This window comes from Telluria sp. PB2R4, assembly GCF_059685695.1.
Genome location: NZ_JCASIC010000005.1, coordinates 266386 through 291454 on the forward strand (window position 1 = coordinate 266386; position 25069 = coordinate 291454).

The following is a 25069-nucleotide window of genomic DNA, read 5'->3' on the forward strand; positions in this document are numbered from 1 at the left end:
CGCGGGATGGAGACATGTGTTGCTTCTGGGTTGGCCGCGCCGTGGCCGGCCGATGTGTCCGGCCAATGCGCCTGCTGTCGGGATCACCAATTACAGGGAGACACCACATGCTCATCGACCTTCACGCCCACGCCCCCCATCCCGATTACTACAACCAGCACCCGCACTGGGGTCCCTTCTTCGAACAGCGTCCTGATGGCGACATCAAGCTGCGCGTCGGCCACTGGATCCTGTCGCTCGGCTCGCCCGAGCGCCGTGCGGCGCTGCAGAAGGCCCGCGCCGAAGGCAAGACGCTCGACATCAACCAGTACCTGGCCCGCTGGGCCGATCCGAAGACCCGCCTGGCTGGCATGGACGCCGCAGGGCAGAGCGCCCAGGTGGTGTCTGTGCCCTCGCACTGCTACATGTACTGGGCGGAGGCCGAATTCGGCGTGCCCTTCGCACAAAAGGTCAACGACGTGCTGGCGGAATACTGCTCGGCCGCGCCGAACCGCCTGATGGCATGGGCGCATGCGCCGCTCAACGTGCCGGTCGAGGCAGCCAAGGAAATCCGCCGCGCCTGCACCACGCTCGGCGCCAAGGGCCTGGTCGCTGGCGGCGCCAATTTCGGCGGCCTGGAATTCGACTCGCCGGAAATGGATCCGGTCTGGGAAGCCCTGTGCGACCTCGATCTGCCAATGTTCGTGCACGGCTACAACCAGTCGGTGACCTGGGGCGAACACGCCAACACCGACCGCTACGAGACCACCGCCATCGTCGGCATGAACTACGATGAGACGAAGTGCTTCTGGAACATGATTAATGGCGGCGTGTTCGACCGATTCCCGAAGCTCAAGGTGTACATCACCCACGGCGGCGGCTTCGTGCCCTACCAGCTGGGCCGCCTGGCGCAGACCAATCCCAACCTGGACGTCGCGCACAACAAGAAGCCGGTGCTCGACTACCTGAAGAACTTCTATTTCGACGTGGAGCTGCACGAACTGCCGATGCGCCAGGCGATGATCGAGATCATCGGCGCCGACCGCGTGCTGTACGGCTCGAACTTCGGCGGCAGCGACGCCGTCCGCCACGACCTGACCGACGGCCTGCGCATTTCCGACGAAGACCTGCAGAAGATCCGCTGGAAGAACGCCTGCGAGCTGTTGCACATCGACCCGGCCACGCTGGTCGAGCCGGTCAAGCCAGCGGCGCTGGCGGCATGAAGATCGCACGCTGCACCGACGGCGGTGCGCCGTTCTGGGCGCTGGTCGACAGCGAGGCGGGGCTGGTCCGCCCGATCGCCGGCGCATTCGCCGACTGGGGCCCGGCACTGACGCGTGCGATCGCCGCCGGACGCGCCGCGGCGGGCGAGGATGCGCTGCCGATCGATGGTCCGGCACGGTCGCTGGCGGGCGTGCGCCTGCTGGCGCCGGTCGAACCGGTCAATCGTGTGGTGGTGGCAGGCGCCAACTATGCCAAGCACCTTGCGGCCGACTTCGGGCTCAAGACGCCGCCGCAACCCATCGCCTTCCTGAAAGCCTATGGCGCCCTGATCGGCGCCAATGACCCGATCCGCTATCCGCCGCTGACGAAGGAGCTCGACCATGAGGTAGAGCTGGTCGTGGTGGTCGGCGACGCCGCGATCGACGACAGCGATCCGCTCGCCGCCGTGCTGGGCTATGCGGTCGGCAACGACGTGTCGGCGCGCGACCTGCAGCGCAGCGGCCCCGCCGGCATCGGCATGGACCTGTTCGCGGCCAAGAGTCAGGACCGCAGCACCGGGGTCGGTCCGTGGATCGTCACGCGCGACGAGTTCGGGCCCGGCAGCCCGCAGCTGCGCCTGACGCTCAAGGTCAACGGCCAGGTGCGCCAGGATGCCAGCACGTCGGAGATGACTTGGGACGTGGCGCAGCTGCTGCGCTTCGTCCAGGCGCGTTCGAGCTTCGCGGCCGGCGACATCATGTTCACCGGTTCGCCCGCAGGCGTGGGGCAGGGCACGGGGCTCTACCTGCAGCCCGGCGACGTGGTGGAAGCGAGCGTCGAGGGCATCGGCACCATCTGCAACCTCGTCGGGCCCCGGCCCGGCGCATGAGGAGACAAACATGATCGACAAGAACCAATCCGTGGTGGTGGTCGGCGCCGGCCTGATGGGCACCGGCATCGCCCACGCGTTCGCCAGCAGCGGCTTCCCGACCCGGCTGGTCGACAGCAATGGCCAGGCGCTGGAAAAGGCGCTCCAGAATATCCATGCGATCCTTGACGGAGGCGTCAAGCTCGGCAAGCTGGCGGCGGACGTCGCCGAGGCGGCCAAGGCGCGCCTGACGATCCACACCTCCCTGGGCGAGGGCGCGCCTGGCGCGAGCCTGCTGGTGGAGACCGTGTCCGAGAACCTGGCGGTGAAAAAGGCGGTGCTGGCCGAGGCGGTGCCGCTGCTGCGCGAGGATGCGCTGCTGGCGACGAATACCTCGGCGCTGTCGGTGACCGAGATCGCGGCCTCGGTGCCGCATCCGGAGCGCGTGATCGGCATGCACTTCTTTAACCCGGTCCACAAGATGAAGCTGGTCGAGCTGGTGCTCGGCATCGCCACCGACGCGGCCACCGTCGCGCTGACGCGCGAATGGGTCGAGGCCATCGGCAAGACCTCGATCCTGGTCAACGAGTCGCCGGGACTGACCACCAGCCGCATGTCGGCAATGCTCGGCAACGAGGCGATGTGGATGCTGCAGGAGGGCACCGCCAGTGCCGAGGACATCGACACCGCGCTGCGGATGGGCTTCAATCACCCGATGGGCCCTCTGGAACTGGGCGACCTGACCGGGTGGGATACCCGCCTGTCGGTGCTGCGTTACCTGCACTCGACGCTGGGCGAGAAGTTCCGTCCGTGCCCGCTGATCATCAAGATGGTCGCCGCGGGACGCCATGGCCGCAAGACCGGCCATGGGGTCTACCAGTACGACGCCGCCGGACAGCGCGTGCCGGGTTCTGGCCTGAAGGCGAGCAGTCTATGAACGACATCTATATCGTCGAAGCGATCCGTACGCCGGTCGGCAGGTACAAGGGCAGCCTGGCCGGCGTACGCGCCGATCACCTGGGCGCCCACCTGCTGAGCGAGCTGGTCGCGCGCGCCGGGATCGACGCCGCCGAGGTGGACGACGTCATCTTCGGTTGCGTTACCCAGGTGGGAGAGCAGTCGGCCAACATCGCCCGCACCTCGGTGCTGGGCGCTGGCTGGCCGGCCGCGATCCCGGGCCTGACGATCGACCGCAAGTGCGGTTCGGGCGAAGTGGCCGTGCACATGGCCGCGGGCCTGATCGCCGCCGGCGCCGCTGACGTGGTGGTCGCGGGCGGCGCCGAGAACATGAGCCGGGTGCGTATGGGCGGCAACCGCGAGATCTACGGCGAGGCCTTCGGCGCATTGGCGTCCGCCAAATTCGAACTGACCAGCCAGGGCGAGGCGGCGGAGCGGGTGGCCGACAAGTGGCAGCTGGGCCGGGAGCAGCTCGACGCCTATGCCGTCGAGAGTCACCGCCGCGCTGCCGCGGCGGCCGCCGCAGGCTGGTTCGAACGTGAGATCGTGGCGGTGCCGGTGGCGGCCCTGAAGGATGCCGGCTATGCAGAGCCGGCGCCGGACAGCTTCGGCGCGGACGAGACCATCCGCCCGGGCAGCAATGTGGAAAAGCTGGCCACCCTCAAGACCAGCTTCCGCGACGACGGCAAGCTCACGGCCGGCAATTCGTCCCAGATCTCGGACGGCGCGGCAGTGCTGCTGCTGATGTCCGGCGCCGCCGTGGACCGCCTGCGCGTGAAACCGCGCGCGCGCATCCGCGCCTTCACCACGGTCGGCTCGGATCCGACCCTGATGCTGACCGGCCCGGTGGCCGCCACCCGCAAGGTGCTGGAACAGGCCGGCCTGGGCGTGGAGGACATTGATCTGTTCGAGGTGAACGAAGCTTTCGCCCCGGTCCCGCTGATGTGGGCGCAGGAGCTGGGCGTGGCGCACGACAAACTCAATGTCAACGGCGGTGCGATCGCGCTCGGCCATCCGCTGGGCGCCAGCGGTGCCCGCATCATGACCTCGCTGCTGCACGAACTCGAACGGCGCGGCGCCCGCTACGGCCTGCAGGCGATCTGCTGCGCCGGCGGCATGGGAACGGCCACCCTGATCGAGCGCCTCTGAACAAGGAGACAGCAATGCATATCGACCTGAGCGGCAAGCGGGTGATCGTGACCGGCGCCTCGCGCGGCATCGGCCTGGCCATCGCGCGCAGCTTCGCGGCGGAGGGGGCGCGGGTCGCGGTTTGCGCCCGCAGCCTGGACGCGATCGAGGCGGCCGGACGCGAACTGGCGGCCGGGGCGCAGGCCGTCATCGCGCGCGCGGTGGACGTCACCGACACCGCCGCCGTCAAGGCCTTCGTCGAGGAGGTCGCCGCGACCTGGGGCGGCGTCGACGTCCTGGTCAACAATGCGGGGCAGGGACGCGGGGGCAACCTCGACACGCTCACGCCGGAGCAGATCCTCGAGCACGCGAACATCCTGCAGATGGGCCACTTCCGCTTCGTGCAGGCGGTGGTGCCGCACATGCGGCGCCAGCGCTGGGGGCGGATCATCGAGATCAACGCACTGGCCGGCGCCATCCCGACGCCGGACGGCATCCCCTCGGTGATCAACCGCGCGGCCTGCCTGGCGCTGTCGAAGTCGCTCGGCATGTCGCTCGCCAGGGACAACATCCTCGTTAACTCGCTCAACATGGGCTGGATCGATACCGGCCAGTGGGACCGCCACTACGGCGAGGTCGGCCCCGGCGTCACCCGCGAGGAATTCAATGCCATGGCGCTGAAGGTCGTGCCGCTGGGACGCTTCGGTAAACCAGAGGACGTGGCCGGGATGGCGCTGTTCCTGGCAAGCGAACACGCCTCCTTCATCAGCGCCGCCTCGATCGACATCTCGGGCGGCCTGCAGGGGCAGATCGCTTATTACCCGACACTGAAACGCGAATTTGCCGAGATGGCGAAGGCGCGCGGAGAGCACCCTGCGGAGGTGCCAAGAGATCTGGAGGATTCTCAATACAGAATCTTCATCGAACAGTAGAATAACGCGAATATTCGCGCTACAATCAAATCGCATCACGAGTCTCGTTTCCGTTGGGCCGAAGACAGTCGAGCAGCACGGTTCACTGGAATGACAATCTGGCAGTGCTGAACGATTCAAAAAAAGCGTTTCAAACGCTAAAACAGGAGACAGGTCCATGTACCAAGCAAGCGCTATGCATCCACTCGCCCGTCATGCGGTGCGGTCTGTCGCGGCGGCCGCCGCACTCGCCTGCGCCATCCCGGCTACGGCTACCGAAATCATCCTCGCCAATCCCGATATCAAGATGCGCCTGGACGCCACCGTCCGCTATACCGGGGGCTTCCGCATGGAAGGGCAGGACAGCCGCCTGCTGCGCAACTACATCTACGACGAGGGCGACTCGAAGTTCGACAAGCACGACATGGTGACCAACCGCCTCGACGTGCTGACCGAATTCGACGTCAGCTGGCGCAACAAGATCGGCGCCCGCGTGTCGGCCGCCGGCTGGTACGACGAAGCCTATGACGACCACGAGGTGCGCTCGCCCGCCGGTTTCCTGACCGCCTACCGCAACGGCAGGTACAACAACGAGGTGAAGCGCTACGTGAACGGCCCGTCCGGCGAGATCCTCGACGCCTTCGTTTGGGCCAACGTCGACCTGGGCAAGGTGCCGCTGAATATCAAGGTGGGCCGCCAGACCAATGTCTGGGGCGAAGGCCTGCTGCTCGGCGCGCACGCCATCTCTTACGCCCAGTCGCCGGTGGACGGCGTCAAGGCCGCGATCAACCCCGGCGTCGAGACCAAGGAAGTGTTCCTGCCGATCGGCCAGGTGTCGCTGAGCGCCCAGGTCACCGACAGTCTGACCCTGGTCGGACAGTACTACTACGAGTGGAAGCCGACCCGCATCCCGCACGCCGGCACCTACCTGATGGGCGCAGATACCGCACCCTCGTCCGACAACCTGGTGTTTCCGATCCCGGGTGTGGCGGCCCAGCTGATCGACGCGCGCAAACCGGGCGACCACGGCAACTGGGGTGTCGGCGCGCGCCTGAACGTCGAGGCCATCGAATCGAACTTCGGCGCCTACTACCGCCGCTTCGACGACTACTCGCCGGAGCTGGGCGTCCAGCTGCTCGACTTCCGCGGCCCGCTGCCGACGCGCGCCCGTTTCGTCTATCCGGACAAGATCGACCAGTACAGCCTGAGCTTCAGCCGCGTGATCAAGTCCGTGGCGGTCGGCGCCGAGCTGTCCTATCGCAAGAACGGCGCCCTGAACACGCCATCCTCCATCGTCACGCCGACCGGCGCCCGCGGTGACACGTGGCACGCCGTCGTGAACGGCATCTACATGCTGCCGGCCACCCCGCTGTGGGCGACCGGCACACTGGTGGCCGAACTGGCCTACAACCGGCTCGACGAAGTTACCACCAATCCGGCCCTGTACCGCTCGGTCGGGGCGGCGACCTGCGTCGATTCGCGCACCGGCGTGGCGCGCTCCGGCAACAAGGACGACGGCTGCTCGACGAAAGATGCGTGGCTGATGGCCTTGCGCTTCACACCGCAGTATCTGAATGTGCTACCTTCGTGGGACCTGTCCCTGCCGATGAGCGCCACCTACGGACTGTCGGGCAACGCTCCGTCCTCGGGTGGCGGTACCGAAGGTGAACTGCGCTGGTCGATCGGCGCCACCGCAACCTACGCATCGAAGTATGAATTCTCGCTCCTGTATGCCGACCGCAAGCTCCCCGTCCGGGAGCTGAACGGAAGGATCACCGGGGGCGCGGCCCACAGCAATTCGTCGGTCGGCGTCATCGACCGCGGCTGGCTGTCCTTTACCTTCAAGACGGCCTTCTAAGCGCCGCAAACAGGAGACTCGACATGAACATCAAGCGACTCATCATCGGCTCGTTGGCAGGAATGGCGGCGCTGGCACCCTGCGCGCACGCGCAGGTCACGGCGGAAGAGGCCAAGCAGCTCGGCAATACGCTGACCCCGCTGGGCGCCGTCAAGGCAGCCAACAAGGAAGGCACCATCCCGGCCTACACCGGCGGCCTGCAGAACGCGCCGGCCGGCTTCAAGGCGGGCAGCGGCGTCTGGGCCGACCCGTTCAAGGACGAGGCGCCAATCCTGCGCATCGACGCCAAGAACTACCAGCAGCACGCCGACAAGCTGTCGGACGGCCAGAAGGAGCTGTTCAAGAAGCATCCGGGCTTCTACATGGACGTGTACCCAACCCACCGCACCGCGGCGGTGCCCGAGCGCGTGCTGGCCAAGACCGTGCGCAACGCGACCACCTGCAAGACCGCCAAGGGCGGCCTGGCGGTGGACCAGGCCTGCCGCGGCGGCATCCCGTTCCCGATTGCGAAGACCGGCAACGAGATGATGTGGAATCAGCAGCTGCGCTACAAGGCGGATACCACCACGCGCTCGTCGCGCTCCTGGGTGGTCGACGCCAGCGGCAAGGCCGTCATGACCTCGCAGCAGCAGACGTTCGAGGAAACCCCGTACTACCACGAAGATCTTGACGGCCGCGACGACCAGATGTACTGGCGCACCTACTCGGTCACCGGCGCGCCGATCCGCAAGGCGGGCGAGGTGACCGGCCTGATGGACTTCCTCGACCCGACCCAAAAGCCGCGCCGCGCATGGAGCTATGCGCCGGGCCAGCGCCGCATCAAGCTGGCGCCCGAGTTCTCCTACGATACGCCGGTGGCCAGCATGGGCGGCGTGACGCTGTTCGACGAGCTGTTCGTGTTCTCCGGACAGATGGACCGCTTCGACTTCAAGCTGATCGGCAAGAAGGAGATGTACGTGCCGTACAACGCCTACAAGCTATACTTCGGCTGCGGCGTCGAGGAGCAGTTCAAGGAGAAGTACCCGAATCCGGCCTGCTGGCGCTGGGAGCTGCACCGCACGTGGGTGGTCGAAGCGACCCTGAAGCAGGGCTTCCGCCATGCCTATGCGAAGCGCACCTATTACATCGACGAAGACAGCTATGGCGCGATGTTGTACGACGCCTATGACCGCAGCGGCCAGCTGTACCGCTCGATCTTCAACTCGATGATCCAGCTGTACGACGTCGACGCACCCTATACCGTGAAGAACGTCATCTTCGACTTCAACAAGGGGATGTATGCGCTGGTCAACGACGGCCTGGTCGGCGGCTACGGGGTGGTGACCAAGCCGCGCTCGAACCGCGACCTGAACCCGGAGACCATCGTGGCGAAGGAAACCGCGCGCTGACATAGCGCCCGTTTCCCGCAAGTGCCGCCCGCCGTCTGCCGGCTGCAGCGGCGGCGCGGCGGCCGTTCAGTTGCATGCACGACCACGGAGTCTCCGGTGATCATCTTCCATTTATTTTCCTACGGCCCGGGGCACCACGCCCTGGCGCCGCGCCGCGCATCGACCGCGATCCGCTCGGCGATCCTCTTCGCTGCCGTCCTGGGGGCCGCGCTTCCGGCAGGCGCCGAAGTCCTCGACAAGCCCGCCGTGCGCTCGGCGGCCGCATTCAAGCGTCCCATGACCGGGGTCGCGGTCCAGGGCAACAAAGCAGTCTCGGTGGGTGTCCACGGCACCATCCTGGTGTCGCGCGACGCCGGCAAGACCTGGAAGCAGGCCGAGGTGCCGGTTTCCTCGGACCTGACCAATGTGCGTTTCAGCGGGCCGAACACGGCCTGGGCGACCGGCCACGACGGCGTAGTCCTGCGCAGCAGCGACGGCGGCCAGACCTGGACCCGCGCTCTCGACGGCCGCAGCCTGCTGGCCTTGCTGGACAAGCACTACCGCGCCCGCGTTGCCGCCGGCGTGGCCGATGCCGCCGCCATCGTCGACGAAGTCGCGCGTGCGGCGGCGCTGTCGGCGACCCCCGGCGTGCTGCCGTATCCCTTCCTCGACATCCGCATCGGCGCCGACGGCACCGGTTTCGTGGCCGGCGCTTTCGGGCTGCTGCTGCGCACCGGTGACGGTGGCACGACCTGGGAGCCGTGGCTGGAAAAAGCCGGCAACGACCGCCGCATGCACCTGTATGCCCTCGAGCAGACCGCCGATGGCAACATCTACCTGGCTGGTGAACAGGGCCTGCTGCGCAGGCTCGACGGCGCCGCGGGCCGCTTCGTCGAAGTCGCAACACCCTATGCAGGAACCTGGTTCGGCCTGGCGTCGAACGAAGCCGGACTGGTCGCCTTCGGCCTGCGCGGGAACGCCTACCTCAGCACCGACGGCGGGACGGCCTGGAAACAGCTGGCGCTCGGTACCCAGGCGACCGTGGTGGGCGCCTTCGCCTGCGCCCCCGGCGAACTGGCCTTCGTGACCCAGGCCGGCCAGGTCCTGGTCCATCGCGGTGGCGCCAGCACCGATGCGCGGGTCGCGCGCAATGGCGAAGTATTCGGCGCCGCGCCGGCCGGAGCGGGCCAGGTCGCCCTGGCCGGCACCGGTGGCGCCCGGGTGGCGCGGGTGCCGGGCTGCGGCGCAGATGCCGCAAGAATAGGGAAGAACTGACATGGCCGCCCACAGCGAACAGCCGCGCATGCCCGTGATCCGGGACCTGCAATCCTTCGACCGCAAGTCGGGCAACCTGCTCGAGCGGGTCATCTTCAACCACCGCATCCTGGTGCTGCTGGCGTGCCTGCTGGCGACCCTGTTCCTCGGCTACTCGGCAACCCGGATCAAGGTCAACGCCAACTTCGAGCGCATGATCCCGCTCGGCAGCCCGTACATCCAGAACTACCTGGCCTACAAGGACCAGTTGCCCGGCCTCGGCAACACGGTACGCATCGTGGTCGAGAACAAGACCGGCGACATCTACGATCCAGCCTTCCTCGAGGTCATGCGCAAGGTGAACGACGACCTGTACATGATCCCGGGCGTCGACCGCTCGTGGATGAAATCGATCTGGATGCCGATCGTGCGCTGGCGCGAGGTGACCGAGGACGGCATCACCGGCGGCGCGGTGATGCCGGCCCAATTCGACGGCAGCCCGGCCGAACTGGCGAAGCTGCGCGAGAACGTGACCAAGGCCGGCATCGTCGGCCGCCTCGTGGCGCTCGACATGAAGTCGAGCATGATCGTCGCGCCAATGCTCGACACCGATCCCAAGACCGGGGAGCCGCTCGACTACGGCGTCTTCTCGCAGCAGCTGGAACAGAAGATCCGCAGCTACGAAAGCGACAAGGTCGGGATCCACATCGTCGGCTTCGCCAAGATCGTCGGCGACCTGATCGAAGGCCTGAAATCGGTGATGCTGTTCTTCGCCGTCTCGGTGGCGATCGCCACGGTGTTCGTCTACCTGTACACGCGCTGCGTGCGCAGTACCGTGCTGCTGGTGAGCGCGGCGGTCCTCGGGGTGGTGTGGCTGCTGGGACTGATGCAGCTGCTTGGCTACGAGCTCGATCCCTACTCGATCCTGGTGCCTTTCCTGATCTTCGCCATCGGGCTGTCGCACGGCGCCCAGAAGATGAACGGGATCATCCAGGACATCGGGCGCGGCACCCACCGCTACGTCGCGGCGCGCTATACCTTCCGGCGCCTGTTCGTCGCCGGCATCACTGCGCTGCTGGCGAATATCGTCGGCTTCGCGGTGCTGATCATCATCGACATCCCGGTGATCCGTGACCTGGCCATCACCACCAGCATGGGCGTCTCGGTGCTGGTGTTCACCAAGCTGTTCCTGATCCCGGTGGCGCTGTCCTACATCGGCATCAGCCCGCAGGCCGCCAAGCGCGCGCTCGAGGAAGATCAGGAAATGGCCCAAGGCCGTTCGCTGTTGGGACGGGTCTGGGCACACCTCGACCGCCTGACCGAACGGCGCTGGGCCATCACGATGATCGGCGCCGCGTTTGCCGTCACGGCCGTGTCGGCGGTGGTGATGCAGGACCTGCGCATCGGCGATCTCGACGCCGGCGCGCCTGAACTGCGCCCGGATTCGCGCTACAACCGCGACAACGCCTACATCACCCAGCACTACGGCCTGTCGAGCGACCAGTTCGTCGTCATCATGAAAACCGCCGACGAAGGCTGCCGCCTGGTGCCGGCGCTGAACCGGATGGATGGGCTGGCCCAGTTGCTGCGCGCGGACCCGGCGGTGCAGACCACCACCTCGCTGGCCGAGACGGTGCGCTTCACCACGGCCGCCATGACCGAGGGCAGTGGCAAGTGGCTGACCATCAGCCGCAACCAGTCGATCACCGACGGCGCCATGTCGGCCGCCGCCATCGCCACGCCCGACATCACCAACCAGAGCTGCTCGGTGTCGCCGCTGGTGGCCTACCTGGCCGACCACAAGGCCGACACCGTGGCCCGCATCCTCAGGACCGCGGAAGGCTATGCGCAGCTCAACAACACCGCGCCCGGCGCCAAGGAACCGGTGCAATTCCTGCTGGCCGCCGGCAGTGCTGGCATCGAGGCCGCCACCAACATCGAGGTCAGCAAGAGCATCATCACGATGTACCTGGCGGTGTACGGCTCGACCGCGCTGCTGTGCCTGATTACCTTCCGCAGCGTGCGCGCCACCATCGTCGCGCTGATACCGCTGGTGATCACCACCATCCTGTGCAAGGCGCTGATGGTCTGGCTGGGGATCGGGCTGAAGGTCGCTACCTTGCCGGTCATCGCGGTCGGCGTCGGGGTCGGGGTCGACTACGCGCTCTACCTGCTGTCGGTGCAGGTGGCCTGCCAGCGCCGCGGCGACAGCCTGCGAGCGGCCTACCGCCGCTCGCTCGACTTTACCGGCAAGGTGGTGGCGCTGGTCGGCCTGACCATGGCCGCCGGTGTCGTCACCTGGGCCTGGTCGCCCATCAAATTCCAGGCCGACATGGGCATCCTGCTGACCTTTATGTTCCTCTGGAACATGCTGGGCGCCCTGATGCTGACGCCGGCCCTGTCCTATTACCTGCTCAATCCGAAAAGCGCACGTGACGATGCGCGCGTGACCCCAACACTGGAGAAGAACTATGTTTGACCTGCTGCTGTCAGCCGACATGATGTTGCCCGACCCGGACGGCATGACCGAACTGCTGGTGAAGAAGCTCGGCGTGCACAGCCACCCGAACTGGCGCCAGGCTTTCGACAACCATCCGTACATCGCGCACTTCCTGCGCGTGCACAAGTCGCTGGCCGTGTCGCCGACCCGCCTCGAGCCGCAATGGCACCTGGACTACGAGAACCCGGGCGACCCGATGTTCCACGAATTCCTCGAAAGCCTCAAGGACTACCAGGGACGCCACCGTCCGATGCTGACCCACTCGGTGGTACTGGCGCTGCAGGGACCCAAGTTCGACGCCTTCGTCGACAAGCTGATGCGCCGCGGCCTGGCCTTCCGCATGGCGCAGCGCACCCCCGAGATGCCTTTCGACCGCCTGTGGCTCGGCGCCACCCCGGAGCGGCCGCGCTATTCGCCGGAGGTGGACGGCGGCCTGTGCATCGAAGTCATGCCGACCGAACCGCTGCAGATGCCGCCGGAGACCTTCGCCACTCCGCCGGCCCAGCCGCGCGAGCCGCGTGAGGGCGACATGGTACGCGTCAGCGCCCGTGCCTTCCTGGTGCGCGACCTGGACCACACGCTGCGCTGCTGCTCGAAGAACCTCGACTGGGAGCCGCAGGGCGGGGTCGAGCAGCTGGGCCGCGAAGGCCAGCGTCGCGCCGTCATGCCGTTCACGGTGGCCAACAGCGCCGCGCTGCACGTGATCCAGCCGACCGCCTGGGATACCCCGGCCGCGCATTACCTGAACAACTGGGGCCCTGGCCTGTACTACATCCGCATCGCCGTGAACGGCCTGGCGGCCAAGGCGGACGACCTGCGTGAACGCGGCACCAAGTTCAGCCTGGTCCATGAATCGGAATCGGCCGGCGGCAGGCCGCTGATCCGGATCGAACCCTCCGAGCTGCGCGGGCAAGTCATCGAGTTCGAGGAAGCCTGACATGGAATTCCATGACCCGAAGGACACGGCGGTCACCGCGGTCAACGCCGCCGTTACCATCGAGCGCGAGGGTGCGCTGGCCTGGGTGGTGCTGACCCGTTCCGCCCAGATCAATGCGATCAACGACGATATCCGCCAGGGCGTACCCTACGCGCTGCGCGAGCTCGACGCCGACCCGGCCGTGCGCGTCATTGCCATCCGCGGCGATGGAACGCGCGGCTTCTGTGCCGGCGCTGACATCAAGGAAAAGCGCGCTCCCGAGACCGCCGTCGAGGTGCGGCGCCGCATGCAGGGGGCGCGCTGGATCGAGGCGATCGACACCGTGCAGAAGCCGGTCATTGCGGCCGTGCATGGCTACTGCATGGGTGGCGGGATGGAACTGGCGCTGGCATGCGACATCCGCTTCGCGGCGCCCGACGCGGTCTTCAGCCTGCCGGAGACGGCGCTGGGCCTGATTCCGGGAGGCGGCGGCACCCAGCGGCTGGCGCGCGTAGTCGGCCCGGGCCGCGCGATGGACCTGCTGCTTACCGGCGAGCGACTCGATGCCCGGGCCGCCAGGGATATCGGACTGGTCACGCGCATCGCGAGCGAATCCGCCGCGCTGGTCGAGGAAGTGCGCGCCTTTGCGCTGCGCATCGCGGCGCGGGCGCCGGCGGCCACGCTATCGGTCAAGCGCGCCGCACGCAGCGCGCTGGACCTCGAACTGCGCCAGGGCCTTGACCTCGAGCTGGACCTGTTCGCGATGCTCAAGCCGAGCGACGATGCACGGGAAGCGGCGCTGGCGTTCAGCGAGAAACGGCCGCCCCAATTCACCGGCCGCTGAAGCGCGGCATACCTGATGGAGACAGCAAGATGAATAACAAGAAATTGGAAGGCAGGGTCGCCATCCTGACCGGCGCCGGCAACGGACTGGGCGCCGAGGCGGCGCGCGTGCTGGCCGGGCACGGGGCCCAGGTGGCGATCATGGACATCGACGGCGAAGCCGCACGCCGCGTGGCGGCGGAGATCGAAGGGCAGGGCGGACAGGCGCTCGCGCTGCAGTGCGACGTGTCCCTCGAAGCAGAGGTGCGCAACGCGGTCGAAACGGTCGTCGGCCGTTTCGGGCGCGTCGACATCCTGCACAACAATGCCGCCGTGCTGAGCGTCGAGCAGCGCCAGCGCGACCGTGACGTGATTAACATGGACGTCGAGGCCTGGGACCGTGCGATGGCGGTCAACCTGCGCGGCGCCATGCTGTGCAGTAAATACGCGATCCGCGAGATGCTCAAGAACGGCCGCGGTTCGGTCATCTTCGTCACCTCGGGCCTGGGCGTGCAGGGCGACCTGTCGCTGTCCGCCTATGCGGCCTCGAAAGCCGCCCTGATCATGCTGAGCCGCTCGGTGGCGGCGCAGTACGGCAAGCAGGGCATCCGCTCGAACGCGCTGCAGATTGGTCTGGCCCCTGCCGAGAATGCGCACAGCAGCATGCCGGCGCCCCTGCTCGACATCCTGCGCGACAACCACCTGACCCCCGAGCTGGGGACGCCGCGCCAGATCGCCGACGTGGTCGCCTTCCTGGCATCCGACGAATCCGCCTTCGTCACCGGCACCACGATGGTGGCCGACGGCGGCTTCGGCAGCCATACCCCATCGCTGGTGGCGATGAAGGCCTTGTTCGCGCAGACCGGCGCGAAGGGGATGTGATGAAGGCCGCCATCATCCACGAACGCGGCGCCTCGCCCGTCATCGGCGAATTCCCGGAGCCGGGCCCGAAGGACGGCGCGGTGCTGATCGAGGTCGACACGGCCGGCCTGGGCGGCTGGGACGTGCTGGGCGCCTACCGCCTGGGCGTGCAGTACCCCTGCGTCATCCGCGGCGAGGGCGTCGGGCGGGCGCCGGACGGGCGCCGGGTCTACTTCGGCGAACGCTCGGTCCTGCCCTACGGCGCCTGGGCCGAGCGCACCCTGGTGCCGGCCGAGGAGGTGTGGGACGTGCCGGACGAGGTCGACGACCGCACCGCCATCACCATGGGCATCGCCGCCACGGGCGCCCTGGTGCCGCTCGAACAGGCCAGGATCCAGCCGGGCGAACAGGTACTGGTGCTGGGCGCGACCGGCACGCTCGGCCAGATCGCCCTGCAGCTGGCGCGCTATCTCGGCGCCGGCCGGGTGGTGGCGGCCGCACGCTCGGCCGAGGCGCTGGCCAGATTGAAGGAGCGCGGCATCGCCGACGAGGTCGTGGTGCTGGGCGGCGCGGACGACGCGGCGGCGCTCAAGGCCGCCGGCGGCGAGGGCTTCGACGTGGTGCTCGACCTGGTCTGCGGCCAGCCCATGATCAACTCGCTCAAGGCCACGCGCTGGGGTGCGCGCATCATGACGATCGGCACCGGCGCCGGGCGCCAGGTGAACCTCGACATCGCCGACCTGCTGTTCCGGACCCTGTCGTGCATCGGTACCGGCCAGCGTCCGCCGGCCGACCGCCGCGCGATCTGGGAGCGGCTGCTGCGCATCGCGCGCGAGCAGAACATCCAGGTCGACTACGCCGACTTCGACTTCGACGACGCGGGCCAGGCTTGGGCGGCGCAGGTCAGCGGGCCGCATGCGAAGATCACGGCGCGCGTGCGCGGCTGACCGATGCAATCGCCAGTGCGGACATCCGATCGTCCTCTGCTATCCGGCATGAAGGCCTGAGTGCGGGCCGCGTCCACGGCATCTGCCCCGGGCACGTTCGGGATCACCCTGATCCTGGCCGGGCTGGCGATGCTGGGGCCGTTCTCGATCAATACCTACCTGCCGTCCTTTCGCGAGATGGCCGTCGTACTGCGGACCGACGCGGTCGCGCTGCAGCAGACCATTTCGATCTACTTCTTCGCATTTGCCTTCATGTCGCTCTGGCATGGGGCCATCTCGGATTCCTTCGGCAGGCGCAGGGTTGTGTTGTGGGGGCTGGTGGTCTACGCGCTGTCCTCGCTGGGCTGCGTCTTCGCCACCGCCGTAGAGCAGCTATGGCCGCTGCGCGCGCTGCAGGGATTCTCGGCCGGCGCCGGGATCGTGATCGGGCGCGCTGTAGTGCGCGACCTACACGATGGTCCGCTGGCACGGCGCATGATGTCGCAGGTGGTAATGATCTTCGGGCTTGCCCCGGCGATCGCGCCGCTGGTCGGCGGCGCGCTGCAGATCGCCTTCGGCTGGCGCTCGGTGTTCCTGTTCCTGGCGCTGCTGGCTGCCAGCCTGTTGGTGGCGGTGGCGCTGCGCCTTCCGGAGACGCTGCCGCCACAGGCGCGCAGGCCGTTCGACGTGGCGGACCTCGGGCGCGGTTATCTCGCCCTGATGCGCGACCGCGGTTTCATGGCCTGGACATTGGCATACACGCTGATGTTCGGCGCTTTCTTCATTTATGTCCTGTCGGCGCCGGTGTTCGTGATGACCCATCTCGGCCTCGGCGAGGGCGACTTCATCTGGCTGTTCGGGCCGGCGACGGCCGGGCTGGTGCTCGGCTCGGCATTGGCGGGACGGCTGGCGGTACGCTGGTCCTTCAAGCGCACACTGGCGGCCGCGTTCGCCCTGATGGCGGCGGCAAACTGCTACAACCTGGCGGTGGCGTGGGTGGCGCCTGGAGGCGCAGGATGGTATGTCGCCTACCTGTTCGTCTTCAACCTCGGAATGTCGCTGGCGATCCCGGCCATGACCATCCGCGGCCTGGACTGTGTCCCGGAGCGCCGCGGCATGGGCTCGTCGGTCCAGATTTTCGTGCAGACCGGCTTCAATGCCGTCCTCGCGGCCCTGCTCGCGCCCATGATGTGGGGTTCGCCCATGTCGCTGGCCTGTGGCGCCGCGGGCTTGTGGCTGTGTGCCGGCGCGGGCGTGCTTGCCGCCCTGCGCTTTTCAAAGAAAACCCCGCCCGGCGCCTGAGGGCGGCGGGCGGGCTCGGAAGTACGGCCGCTTAGAGGAAGATGCCGAGATTCGGCGTTCCCAGCACTGCCTGATCGATAATGATCTCGCGGCGCGCCAGAAGGTAGCCTTCGTCGGTCTTGCGGATCACATCGTGGCGTTCGCACGGGATCAGGTCGAACTTGTCGTTGTCGAAGCGGTTGCGGGTCAGCAGCAGGTAGCTGTGGACCTTGAACTCGTTCTCCTTGTCGGTGCGGTAGACGCGAATGTTCGACACCATGTGCTTGGTGCGCGAGGGCGGATCCTCGCCCCAGGCGCTGCGCGTGTCCATCACCCGCATCACGCGCAGCATGATCGATCGGTAGTCGTCGAACATGTGCTGCACGGTGCGCACGACCGACTTGTCCTGGTCGCGCGTGGCGCGGGTATGACGCAGCGGTACCGTGTATTCGATGTCCTTGGCGACCATGGCGATCCAGTCGCGCAGGCGCAGCGTATCGAAGTATTCAGCTTCGTCGTACATGAACTCGACGATGTCGTTGTACACCTGGCTGCCGATGGCGACCCGGTTGGCGCGCACCGAAGGCGGCAGCGGCGTCGGTTCGAGCGGATTCTTTTCCATGTGAGTCTCCTGATGGTCTTGTGTGGTGTCGGGCTGATTGCTCATTCGGCGGTCATCAGCTCGTGCCAGTACTTCCACCATGCCCACTGGGTGTCGTCTTTCGTGAAGCCGTCACCCACATGCCCGGGGCCAGGCCAGCCTTCCGGGGCGCCCTTGTCGAATTTCGCCTGGTACTTCAGGGTGAGGGTCTTGCTGACCGCGCCCTTGGCCACTTCGGTCTGGTGCGGCCAGGTATCCGAGTCTTCCATCTCCACCATACCCGAAGTGCCGAGCATCTGGACCGACTGGCGCAGCATGCGCGCCTTGAGTTCCGGCGGCGTGTCCTTCTCGGCGAAGATCCAGTTCATGAACTCGAGCTTGTCCGGTCCCTTGGGGATGTAGGCGTGCAGCGCGCAGGCGCCGACGATGGTGCCGTCCGGCTGCGGCAGGTAGATGAACTCGAACAGGCCATTTGGGAAGAAGCCGCCGACCTGCGGCGGACGCCAGGACATCAGCTTGAGCTGGCCGTCGTCGAAGCGTTCCAGTAGTTCGGAAACCATCTCGGAGGTAATGCCCGGCGGGGGCAGGGCCTTCAGGCGCTCGACTGGCGACAGCTCGGCCGGATCCTTGCCGGTCAGGCGCACGATCTTGCGGTCCAGGTCGATGCAGCGCATGGCGTGGCCATGGTCGGTCCAGACCTCGCTGCCGTACATCTCGGGCGACAGGTCGGCGCCCTTGCCCTCGGCGTCCGGCTTCTTCGCATAAGGGCCGACCTCGGCGAGCCAGCGGTGCAGGGTGAGCGTATGGAATCCGTCGGCTGCCGATTGCTCGCAGGCGGTTTTCCAGTTGGCGTTCAGGCGGAAGCGCTGCGGCGGGCCGAGGACCTCGAGGCCGCCCTTGGTACGCAGGAACAGGGTATCGAAATAGTACTTGGCGTCGCCGAAGAATTCCTCGAGGCTCGGGCCTTCGATGTTCCAGGTAGCGAAGATCAGGCCGCCGTACAGTGCAACGCGCGCCTTTTTCAGGCCCAACTGGTCCTTCGGCGTCATATTGCCGTGCATGCATTCCTTCTCGACCGGGGCGCCGATGAAGTCACCATTCGGCTTGAACGCCCAGCCATGGTAGATGCACATGTGAACGTTTGTATTGCCGGCGTCGTGGGTCTGCACCTTCATGGCCCGATGCGGGCAGACGTTCAGGGAAACGTGGATCTCGTTGTCGCGGTCGCGCGCGACAATGACGGCATCGGAACCCATGTCGCGGGTGATGAAGTCGCCCTTGTTCGGAATTTCGGTCTCGTGGCCCAGGAAGATCCAGGTCTTGGCGAAGATCCGCTCCATCTCCAGTTCGTACAACTCCGGATCGGACAGGGTCCGTACCTTGACCTCGCGTGTCTCATGGTTGATCAGGTCCGAGATCCTTGTCCCGTCCCGCAGTCTCGTTTCGGCATTCTGGTGCATCATTGTCTCCTTTGTTTTGCCCGCTTCTTAATTGTACACAAATAAGAAGTATGTTCAACAAATGGATGCGATCCCAACAAATTTATTTAGCCGGAACCTGACGCACGCGGATCAGTGTTGGGCCGGCTCCACCGGTGCGCCCGCGGATTTGCTGCGGCGCAGTACGACGGGAATGCCGCCGGTGCGCTTCTTCACCAGCCATTGGGCGAGCGAGGCGTCCATGTAGTCGGCGTGGCCGGAAAACCAGCGGCTCAGTTCGCGCGCAAGGGCGCGGCAGGTCGCTTGGTTTCCACCGGCCGCCATGAGTGCGCGAACCTCGTGTACCGACGCAAGCACCGCGCTGTGTTCGTCGATGTGGCACTGGGCGGCGGGGAAGTCGGTCGCGAGCATCGACTTGCGTTCTTCCTCGAAGTGGCGTTCGGCGTGGTCCGCGAAAGTGTCGAGCAGCTGGCTGAGTTCTCTGTCGGGCCCCGACAACATGGCGCCGACGATGTCGACGAACTCGCGGTGGGTAGCGTCCATGGCCTCGTGGCCAATCAGGAACCGGTCGGACCAGGTGAAGTTCTCTTCGTTGTTCGCTGTCATGTAATCGACCTCCCAATTAAAAGATGTGACACTTTTGCTAAAAGTGTCTAGCAAAATGGTAGCATAGCTTTACAGCTTATCCGCAATTGCAATCAGAGAGGAGTGTCCAAAGATGGAAACACAAGTCGTCGACATACCGTTCCGGCTGATGGACGGCAGCGAAGCTACGCTGGCCGACTATGCCGGGAAAGTGGTAATGGTCGTTAACGTGGCATCCCAATGTGGGCTTACGCCGCAGTACGAAGGCCTGGAGAAGCTGTTCGCGGACCGGCGCGCAGAGGGCCTCGTCGTGCTGGGTTTTCCCGCCAACGATTTTGGCGGCCAGGAACCTGGCAACAACGAAACGATCACCCAGTTTTGCGAGACCAAGTTCGGTGTCGACTTCCCGCTCGGGCAAAAGATTGCAGTTACCGGCCCAGCGCAACATCCGCTGTACGGCGCGCTGACACGCCTGCAGCCGCAAGCGATCGATCCGGCAAACGGCGCCATGCGTGCCAAGCTGGCGGGATACGGCTACCAGCAGTCCGACCCTGCAGGTGTACTTTGGAATTTCGAGAAGTTCCTGATCGGGCGTGACGGCCGGGTGGCCGCACGCTTCAGCCCTGACGTTGCACCCGATCACCCGATACTGGTCGAGGCGGTCGAGCGCGAGCTGAGCGCCAGCGCCGATCGCAAGTCCAATCATGTACAAGGGTGAGCAATCATGACTGAGCTGTTCAATATAGGGCGAACGAAGCCCGATTCTTCGATTAACGGACTGCGCCGCGTTTACCTGGCCTCGTTCGAGAACCTCCGCATGACCGACGTCGAGTCGGTCGGCGGCAAGAACGCGTCGCTCGGCGAGATGATCTCGCAGCTGGCGAATGCCGGCGTGCGCGTGCCGGGCGGCTTTGCCACCACGGCCGACGCCTTCCGCGATTTCCTCGACCATAGCGAAGGCGGCCCATCGCTGGGCCAGCGCATCGCCACGCGCCTCGAAGGCCTCGACATCGACGACGTCCGTTCGCTCGCCAGCGCCGGCGCCGAGATCCGCCAGTGGATCGTCGACACCCCGTTCCAGCCGCGCCTGGAACAGGAGATCCGCGAATTCTACGAGCGCCTGGTCGCCGGTTCCGAGACCGAAGTCTCGTTCGCCGTGCGCTCCTCGGCCACCGCCGAAGACTTGCCGGACGCCTCGTTCGCGGGCCAGCAGGAATCCTTCCTGAACGTGGTCGGCATCGACAACGTGCTGGAAGCGATGAAGCACGTGTTCGCCTCGCTCTATAACGACCGCGCCATCTCCTATCGCGTCCATAAAGGCTTCACCCACGCCGAAGTGGCGCTGTCGGCCGGCGTGCAGCGCATGGTGCGCTCGGACACCGGCGCCTCCGGCGTCATGTTCACCATCGATACCGAATCGGGCTTCAAGGACGTGGTGTTCGTCACCTCAAGCTACGGCCTGGGCGAGACCGTGGTGCAGGGCGCCGTCAACCCGGACGAGTTCTACGTGCACAAGCCGATGCTCGCACAAGGCAAGCTGCCGGTCATCCGCCGCAACATCGGCTCCAAACTCATCAAGATGGAGTTCACCAACGAGGCGAAAGCCGGCCGTTCGGTGAAGACCGTCGACGTGCCGATCGAGATGCGCAACCGTTATTCGCTGGACGACGCCGAAGTGGTCGAGCTGGCCAAGTACGCCGTCATCATCGAGAACCACTACGGCCGTCCGATGGACATCGAGTGGGGCAAGGATGGCCGCGACGGCAAGCTGTACATCCTGCAGGCGCGTCCGGAAACCGTCAAGTCGCAGCAGAAGTCCACCGACGCCCAGCAGCGCTTCAGCCTGAAAGGCTCGGGCACCGTGCTGACCCACGGCCGCGCCATCGGCCAGAAGATCGGCGCCGGTCCGGTGCGCGTGATCCACGACCCGAGCGAGATGGAGCGTGTGCAGCCGGGCGACGTGCTGGTGGCCGACATGACCGACCCGAACTGGGAACCGGTGATGAAGCGCGCCTCGGCGATCGTCACCAACCGCGGTGGGCGTACCTGCCACGCGGCGATCATCGCGCGTGAGCTGGGCGTGCCGGCGGTGGTCGGCTGCGGGGATGCCACGGACGTGCTGAAAGACGGCACCTTTGTCACCGTCTCGTGCGCCGAAGGCGATGAAGGAAAGATCTACGACGGCCTGCTGGAAACCGAGATCACCGAAGTCTCGCGCGGCGAACTGCCGCCGATCCCGACCAAGATCATGCTCAACGTCGGCAACCCGCAGCTGGCTTTTGATTTCCAGTCGGTGCCGAACAAGGGCGTTGGCCTGGCGCGCCTCGAATTCATCATCAACAACAACATCGGCGTGCACCCGAAGGCGATCCTCGAGTACCCGAACATCGATGTGGACCTCAAGAAAGCGGTCGAGTCGGTGGCACGCGGCCACGCTTCACCGCGCGCCTTCTACGTCGACAAGCTGGCCGAAGGCGTCGCCACCATCGCGGCGGCCTTCTGGCCCAAGCCCGTCATCGTGCGCCTGTCCGACTTCAAGTCGAACGAGTACAAGAAGCTGATCGGCGGTTCGCGCTACGAGCCGGACGAAGAAAACCCGATGCTGGGCTTCCGCGGCGCTGCGCGCTACCTGGCCGAAGACTTCGCCGAGAGCTTCGAGATGGAGTGCCTGGCCATGAAACGCGTGCGCGAAGACATGGGCCTGACCAACGTCGAGCTGATGATCCCGTTTGTCCGCACCCTGGGCCAGGCCGAGAAGGTCATCGACCTGCTGGCCAAGTACGGCCTGAAGCGTGGTGAAAACGGCCTGCGCGTCATCATGATGTGCGAAGTGCCGTCCAACGCCATCCTGGCCGAGCAGTTCCTGGAGTTCTTCGACGGCTTCTCGATCGGCTCGAACGACCTGACCCAGCTGACCCTGGGCCTGGACCGCGACTCCGGCATGGAGCTGCTGGCCAAGGACTTCGACGAGCGTGACCCGGCGGTCAAGGCGATGCTGTCGCTGGCGATCAAGGCCTGCCGCGCAAAGGGGAAGTACATCGGCATCTGCGGCCAGGGGCCGTCGGACCATCCGGACTTCGCGCAGTGGCTGGTGAGCGAAGGCATCGAATCGATGTCGCTCAACCCGGACTCGGTAATCGATACCTGGAAAAGCTTAGCAATGAGCAAGGCGATCGAGTAAGACCGTTCGCTTATTCCGGCGATGGTCGACTTCGAGGCCGACATACTTGCAGGCTAACGACCCGGCATGCCGGGTCGTTTCGCCACCTGACAAGGACCACTTCGGACGGGGTAACGCAGCAGCTACAGCAGTGATTGATAGCGCTTGGCGCGCGATTCACCAACCGTAACACTTCGGAAGGCAGGTAACGATGTCCAGTCTAGCTCACCTCATCGCGAACAATCGGTCCTGGGCGGAACGAATGCTGGAGGAGGACAGTCAGTTTTTTTCACGCCTGTCGAGGCAGCAGGCACCGCGTTATCTGTGGATTGGTTGCTCCGACAGCCGGGTATCGGCGAACGAAATCCTTGGCTTGCGTCCCGGCGAGGTATTTGTTCATCGAAATATCGCCAACCTGATGGTGCACACGGACCTGAACTGCCTGTCGGTGCTTCAGTATGCGATCGAAGTGCTTAAAGTTGAGCACGTCATGGTGGTAGGCCATTACGGGTGTGGCGGCATCCAGGCCGTAGCAGAGAGGCGGTCGGTAGGGCTGGCCGATAACTGGTTGCGTCATGTGGAGGACATCGCTTTGCACCATGGCTCGCTGCTTGGTGGGCTTTCGGGTGACGAGGAACGTGCGCGTCGCCTGTGTGAATTGAGCGTGGTCGAACAGGTGGCGAATGTTTGTCGCACGACCATTGTGCGCCGGGCCTGGGCCCGTGGGCAGAGATTTGAAGTACATGGACTTGTCTACGATGTATGCGATGGCTTACTGCACCAGATTGGACAAGGTCTGAGCGGTCCGGGAAAATGGGAGGAAGGGCATCGCAATGCATTGGCACTGGTTACCAAGCGTTGCAAACCAGATGTTCCGTAACTATCAGATGAGAGGTGAGCCTATGGCAAATGCAGGTTATGGCACCCTGACGGAAAGCATAAGCTATTCGACATTATAGGAGGTATGTCATTTGAGAGCTGCATGGCGTTGTCAGCTGGCACTGCAAACGCTTACCTTTAGATGATAATCCGTATTATCGTTGAAGGTAGCTACCGTTACCCAATGCGTTGCCGGCCTTGCCTGTTTTAGAGGCAAGGCCAGTAGACCCGCATGGTTGCTGCTTCCTACGGCCTTGTTAGAAATGTTATCCACTGAAAATGTGGATATGTGTGCTCTGCCAAGACCTGTCTAGCCTACTTCCCATCAAGCTAGAGTACTGAGCATTCCGTTGTAAAGTGCCTGGCTCATGCAGAGGTTCTGTTCAATAACTCTGGCGCGTAAGCTTGGCAATCGAGCGGAAGTTCGATGGTGAACGTGGTGCCGAGGCTCGCAGTGCTTTCGACGGCTACGCCGCCACCGTGGCTCTCAACCACGAGCTGAACGAGCGGGAGACCCAAGCCCCAGCCTTTGATGTCGACGTCGGCCAGGCGATGAAAGGTACTGAACAGGCGGGGCATCTCCTGCGCCGGTATGGCAGGACCTTCGTTGTGCACGGAGAGTACCAATTTACCAGAAGTCGTCCCGATATCGACCTTGATGGGTAGAGCCTGGGTTCCGTACTTCTGGGCGTTCGATATAAGATTTTCGAGGACCCGCTTTATCGAAGCACGGCACCAGAAACCCGGCGCAGCCTCTCCGCTGCTGACGATCGGGGAGCCGGCTGACCCCATGTCCGCAGCAACCTCATCGACGAGCAGTTTCATGTCAAACGGAGCGATCTTCAGCCGAAGTTTTTTCCGACCGTTGACCACCATAGCATCGAGCAGGGTCCCGATCATCTCGTCGATATTGATGAGTTTGGCGCACACGCGCCGAGCAAGTCTCAACACCGCGTCGTCCGCCGATTTGGTTTGGATGAGTTGCGCCGAAGCATTTGCAACATTTAGGGGGTTCCTGAGATCGTGTGCCAGGCAGGCGATAAACGTTTCTGCTATTTCTTTCTGAGCCAGCGCAAAGGCGTCTATCGCTTCCAGCGCGGCGGCATCGACAGTGCGCGCAATGGTGGCCCGTTCGCCCGGCAGCAAGCGCAGGCTGCTAGCGTCGATTACCTCGAACAAGGTTTGACGAAACAACTGGAACTCCTGTAGCAACTCCCTCGGACCATACGCCGTCGAATTGGCTCGCTCACGACCATGGAGCGAAATCGTGCTATTAACCCGGCCGTTGGCATCGTTGGACTCAGCCTGCGCCAGTGCAACGAGAATCTCGTCGAAGAACTTTACCAAAGGCTCAGTTGTCACCTCGCCGATGATCTGTGAAGCCGCAGGAATCGTCGCCCGTACACTAATAGCCCATTTTTCGAATACGCCTTCTCGTAAGCCGGCGAGTTGGCTTGGCGCGCTGGTGGTTTCACAGCTCAGGTGCACATCACCCATATTCATAGCGCCTCAAGAAGACTGTTACCTGGCTGTTTCTCTGAAATATTGACGTAAAGTGTATATCAATGCAGAAC

At 65.2% G+C, this 25069-nt stretch carries 21 protein-coding genes; 17 read left to right on the forward strand and 4 right to left on the reverse strand.

Annotated elements, in window-relative coordinates:
- Window positions 1-107: 107 nt before the first annotated feature.
- The 14 genes from AC56LU_RS11235 to AC56LU_RS11300 all read left to right on the forward strand — a co-directional run bounded on the left by AC56LU_RS11235 (window position 108) and on the right by AC56LU_RS11300 (window position 16852).
- Window positions 108-1202, forward strand: coding sequence for an amidohydrolase family protein (locus AC56LU_RS11235; RefSeq protein WP_497175680.1), 1095 nt, complete (start codon window positions 108-110; stop codon window positions 1200-1202).
- Window positions 1199-2071, forward strand: a complete 873-nt coding sequence (locus AC56LU_RS11240) for a fumarylacetoacetate hydrolase family protein (RefSeq protein WP_497175681.1) — start codon at window positions 1199-1201, stop codon at window positions 2069-2071. The genes AC56LU_RS11235 and AC56LU_RS11240 overlap by 4 nt, the downstream gene beginning before the upstream one ends.
- A gap of 10 nt (window positions 2072-2081) precedes the next feature.
- Window positions 2082-2987, forward strand: a complete 906-nt coding sequence (locus AC56LU_RS11245; RefSeq protein ID WP_497175682.1) for a 3-hydroxyacyl-CoA dehydrogenase — start codon at window positions 2082-2084, stop codon at window positions 2985-2987.
- Window positions 2984-4156, forward strand: coding sequence for a thiolase family protein (locus tag AC56LU_RS11250; protein WP_497175683.1), 1173 nt, complete (start codon window positions 2984-2986; stop codon window positions 4154-4156). Before AC56LU_RS11245 ends, AC56LU_RS11250 begins: the two co-directional genes overlap by 4 nt.
- Before the next feature lie 14 nt (window positions 4157-4170).
- Window positions 4171-5067: an SDR family oxidoreductase gene (locus tag AC56LU_RS11255; protein WP_497175684.1), complete on the forward strand. Its 897-nt coding sequence runs from the start codon at window positions 4171-4173 to the stop codon at window positions 5065-5067.
- A gap of 175 nt (window positions 5068-5242) precedes the next feature.
- Window positions 5243-6904, forward strand: coding sequence for a DUF1302 domain-containing protein (locus tag AC56LU_RS11260; RefSeq protein WP_497175685.1), 1662 nt, complete (start codon window positions 5243-5245; stop codon window positions 6902-6904).
- A gap of 23 nt (window positions 6905-6927) precedes the next feature.
- Window positions 6928-8292, forward strand: coding sequence for a DUF1329 domain-containing protein (locus AC56LU_RS11265; RefSeq protein ID WP_497175686.1), 1365 nt, complete (start codon window positions 6928-6930; stop codon window positions 8290-8292).
- 96 nt (window positions 8293-8388) lie between these two features.
- Window positions 8389-9546 (forward strand): WD40/YVTN/BNR-like repeat-containing protein, encoded by a 1158-nt coding sequence (locus AC56LU_RS11270; RefSeq protein WP_497175687.1) that lies wholly within the window; start codon window positions 8389-8391, stop codon window positions 9544-9546.
- A gap of 1 nt (window position 9547) precedes the next feature.
- Entirely contained in the window at window positions 9548-12004 is a 2457-nt protein-coding gene (locus AC56LU_RS11275; RefSeq protein ID WP_497175688.1) for an efflux RND transporter permease subunit, read from the forward strand.
- The gene (locus AC56LU_RS11280) at window positions 11997-12962 is read left to right on the forward strand and encodes a VOC family protein (protein ID WP_497175689.1); all 966 of its coding nucleotides are present in this window, start codon (window positions 11997-11999) and stop codon (window positions 12960-12962) included. Before AC56LU_RS11275 ends, AC56LU_RS11280 begins: the two co-directional genes overlap by 8 nt.
- A gap of 1 nt (window position 12963) precedes the next feature.
- Entirely contained in the window at window positions 12964-13785 is an 822-nt protein-coding gene (locus AC56LU_RS11285; RefSeq protein WP_497175690.1) for an enoyl-CoA hydratase/isomerase family protein, read from the forward strand.
- Between the two features lie 29 nt (window positions 13786-13814).
- On the forward strand, window positions 13815-14645 hold the full coding sequence (locus AC56LU_RS11290) for an SDR family NAD(P)-dependent oxidoreductase (protein ID WP_497175691.1): 831 nt from the start codon (window positions 13815-13817) through the stop codon (window positions 14643-14645).
- Window positions 14645-15571 (forward strand): quinone oxidoreductase family protein, encoded by a 927-nt coding sequence (locus AC56LU_RS11295; protein WP_497175692.1) that lies wholly within the window; start codon window positions 14645-14647, stop codon window positions 15569-15571. The genes AC56LU_RS11290 and AC56LU_RS11295 overlap by 1 nt, the downstream gene beginning before the upstream one ends.
- A 60-nt stretch (window positions 15572-15631) precedes the next feature.
- Window positions 15632-16852: a multidrug effflux MFS transporter gene (locus tag AC56LU_RS11300; protein ID WP_497175693.1), complete on the forward strand. Its 1221-nt coding sequence runs from the start codon at window positions 15632-15634 to the stop codon at window positions 16850-16852.
- Between the two features lie 31 nt (window positions 16853-16883).
- Here AC56LU_RS11300 and AC56LU_RS11305 read toward each other — a convergent pair whose 3' ends face one another.
- From AC56LU_RS11305 to AC56LU_RS11315, 3 genes are all read right to left on the reverse strand, one after another.
- Window positions 16884-17453, reverse strand: coding sequence for a 3-phenylpropionate/cinnamic acid dioxygenase subunit beta (locus AC56LU_RS11305; RefSeq protein ID WP_071362783.1), 570 nt, complete (start codon window positions 17451-17453; stop codon window positions 16884-16886).
- 41 nt (window positions 17454-17494) lie between these two features.
- Window positions 17495-18892, reverse strand: coding sequence for an aromatic ring-hydroxylating dioxygenase subunit alpha (locus AC56LU_RS11310; RefSeq protein ID WP_497175694.1), 1398 nt, complete (start codon window positions 18890-18892; stop codon window positions 17495-17497).
- Between the two features lie 111 nt (window positions 18893-19003).
- The gene (locus AC56LU_RS11315) at window positions 19004-19477 is read right to left on the reverse strand and encodes a bacteriohemerythrin (RefSeq protein ID WP_497175695.1); all 474 of its coding nucleotides are present in this window, start codon (window positions 19475-19477) and stop codon (window positions 19004-19006) included.
- 112 nt (window positions 19478-19589) lie between these two features.
- Here AC56LU_RS11315 and AC56LU_RS11320 point away from each other — a divergent pair, with 112 nt between their 5' ends.
- From AC56LU_RS11320 to can, 3 genes are all read left to right on the forward strand, one after another.
- A complete protein-coding gene (locus tag AC56LU_RS11320) occupies window positions 19590-20174 on the forward strand; it encodes a glutathione peroxidase (RefSeq protein WP_497175696.1) in 585 nt (194 codons plus the stop codon).
- A gap of 6 nt (window positions 20175-20180) precedes the next feature.
- A complete protein-coding gene (gene ppsA / locus AC56LU_RS11325; protein WP_497175697.1) occupies window positions 20181-22637 on the forward strand; it encodes a phosphoenolpyruvate synthase in 2457 nt (818 codons plus the stop codon).
- A gap of 190 nt (window positions 22638-22827) precedes the next feature.
- On the forward strand, window positions 22828-23496 hold the full coding sequence (can, locus tag AC56LU_RS11330; protein WP_497175698.1) for a carbonate dehydratase: 669 nt from the start codon (window positions 22828-22830) through the stop codon (window positions 23494-23496).
- Between the two features lie 365 nt (window positions 23497-23861).
- Here the strand turns inward: can and AC56LU_RS11335 are convergent, their stop codons facing one another.
- Entirely contained in the window at window positions 23862-24998 is a 1137-nt protein-coding gene (locus AC56LU_RS11335) for a sensor histidine kinase (protein ID WP_497175699.1), read from the reverse strand.
- Window positions 24999-25069: the final 71 nt, after the last annotated feature.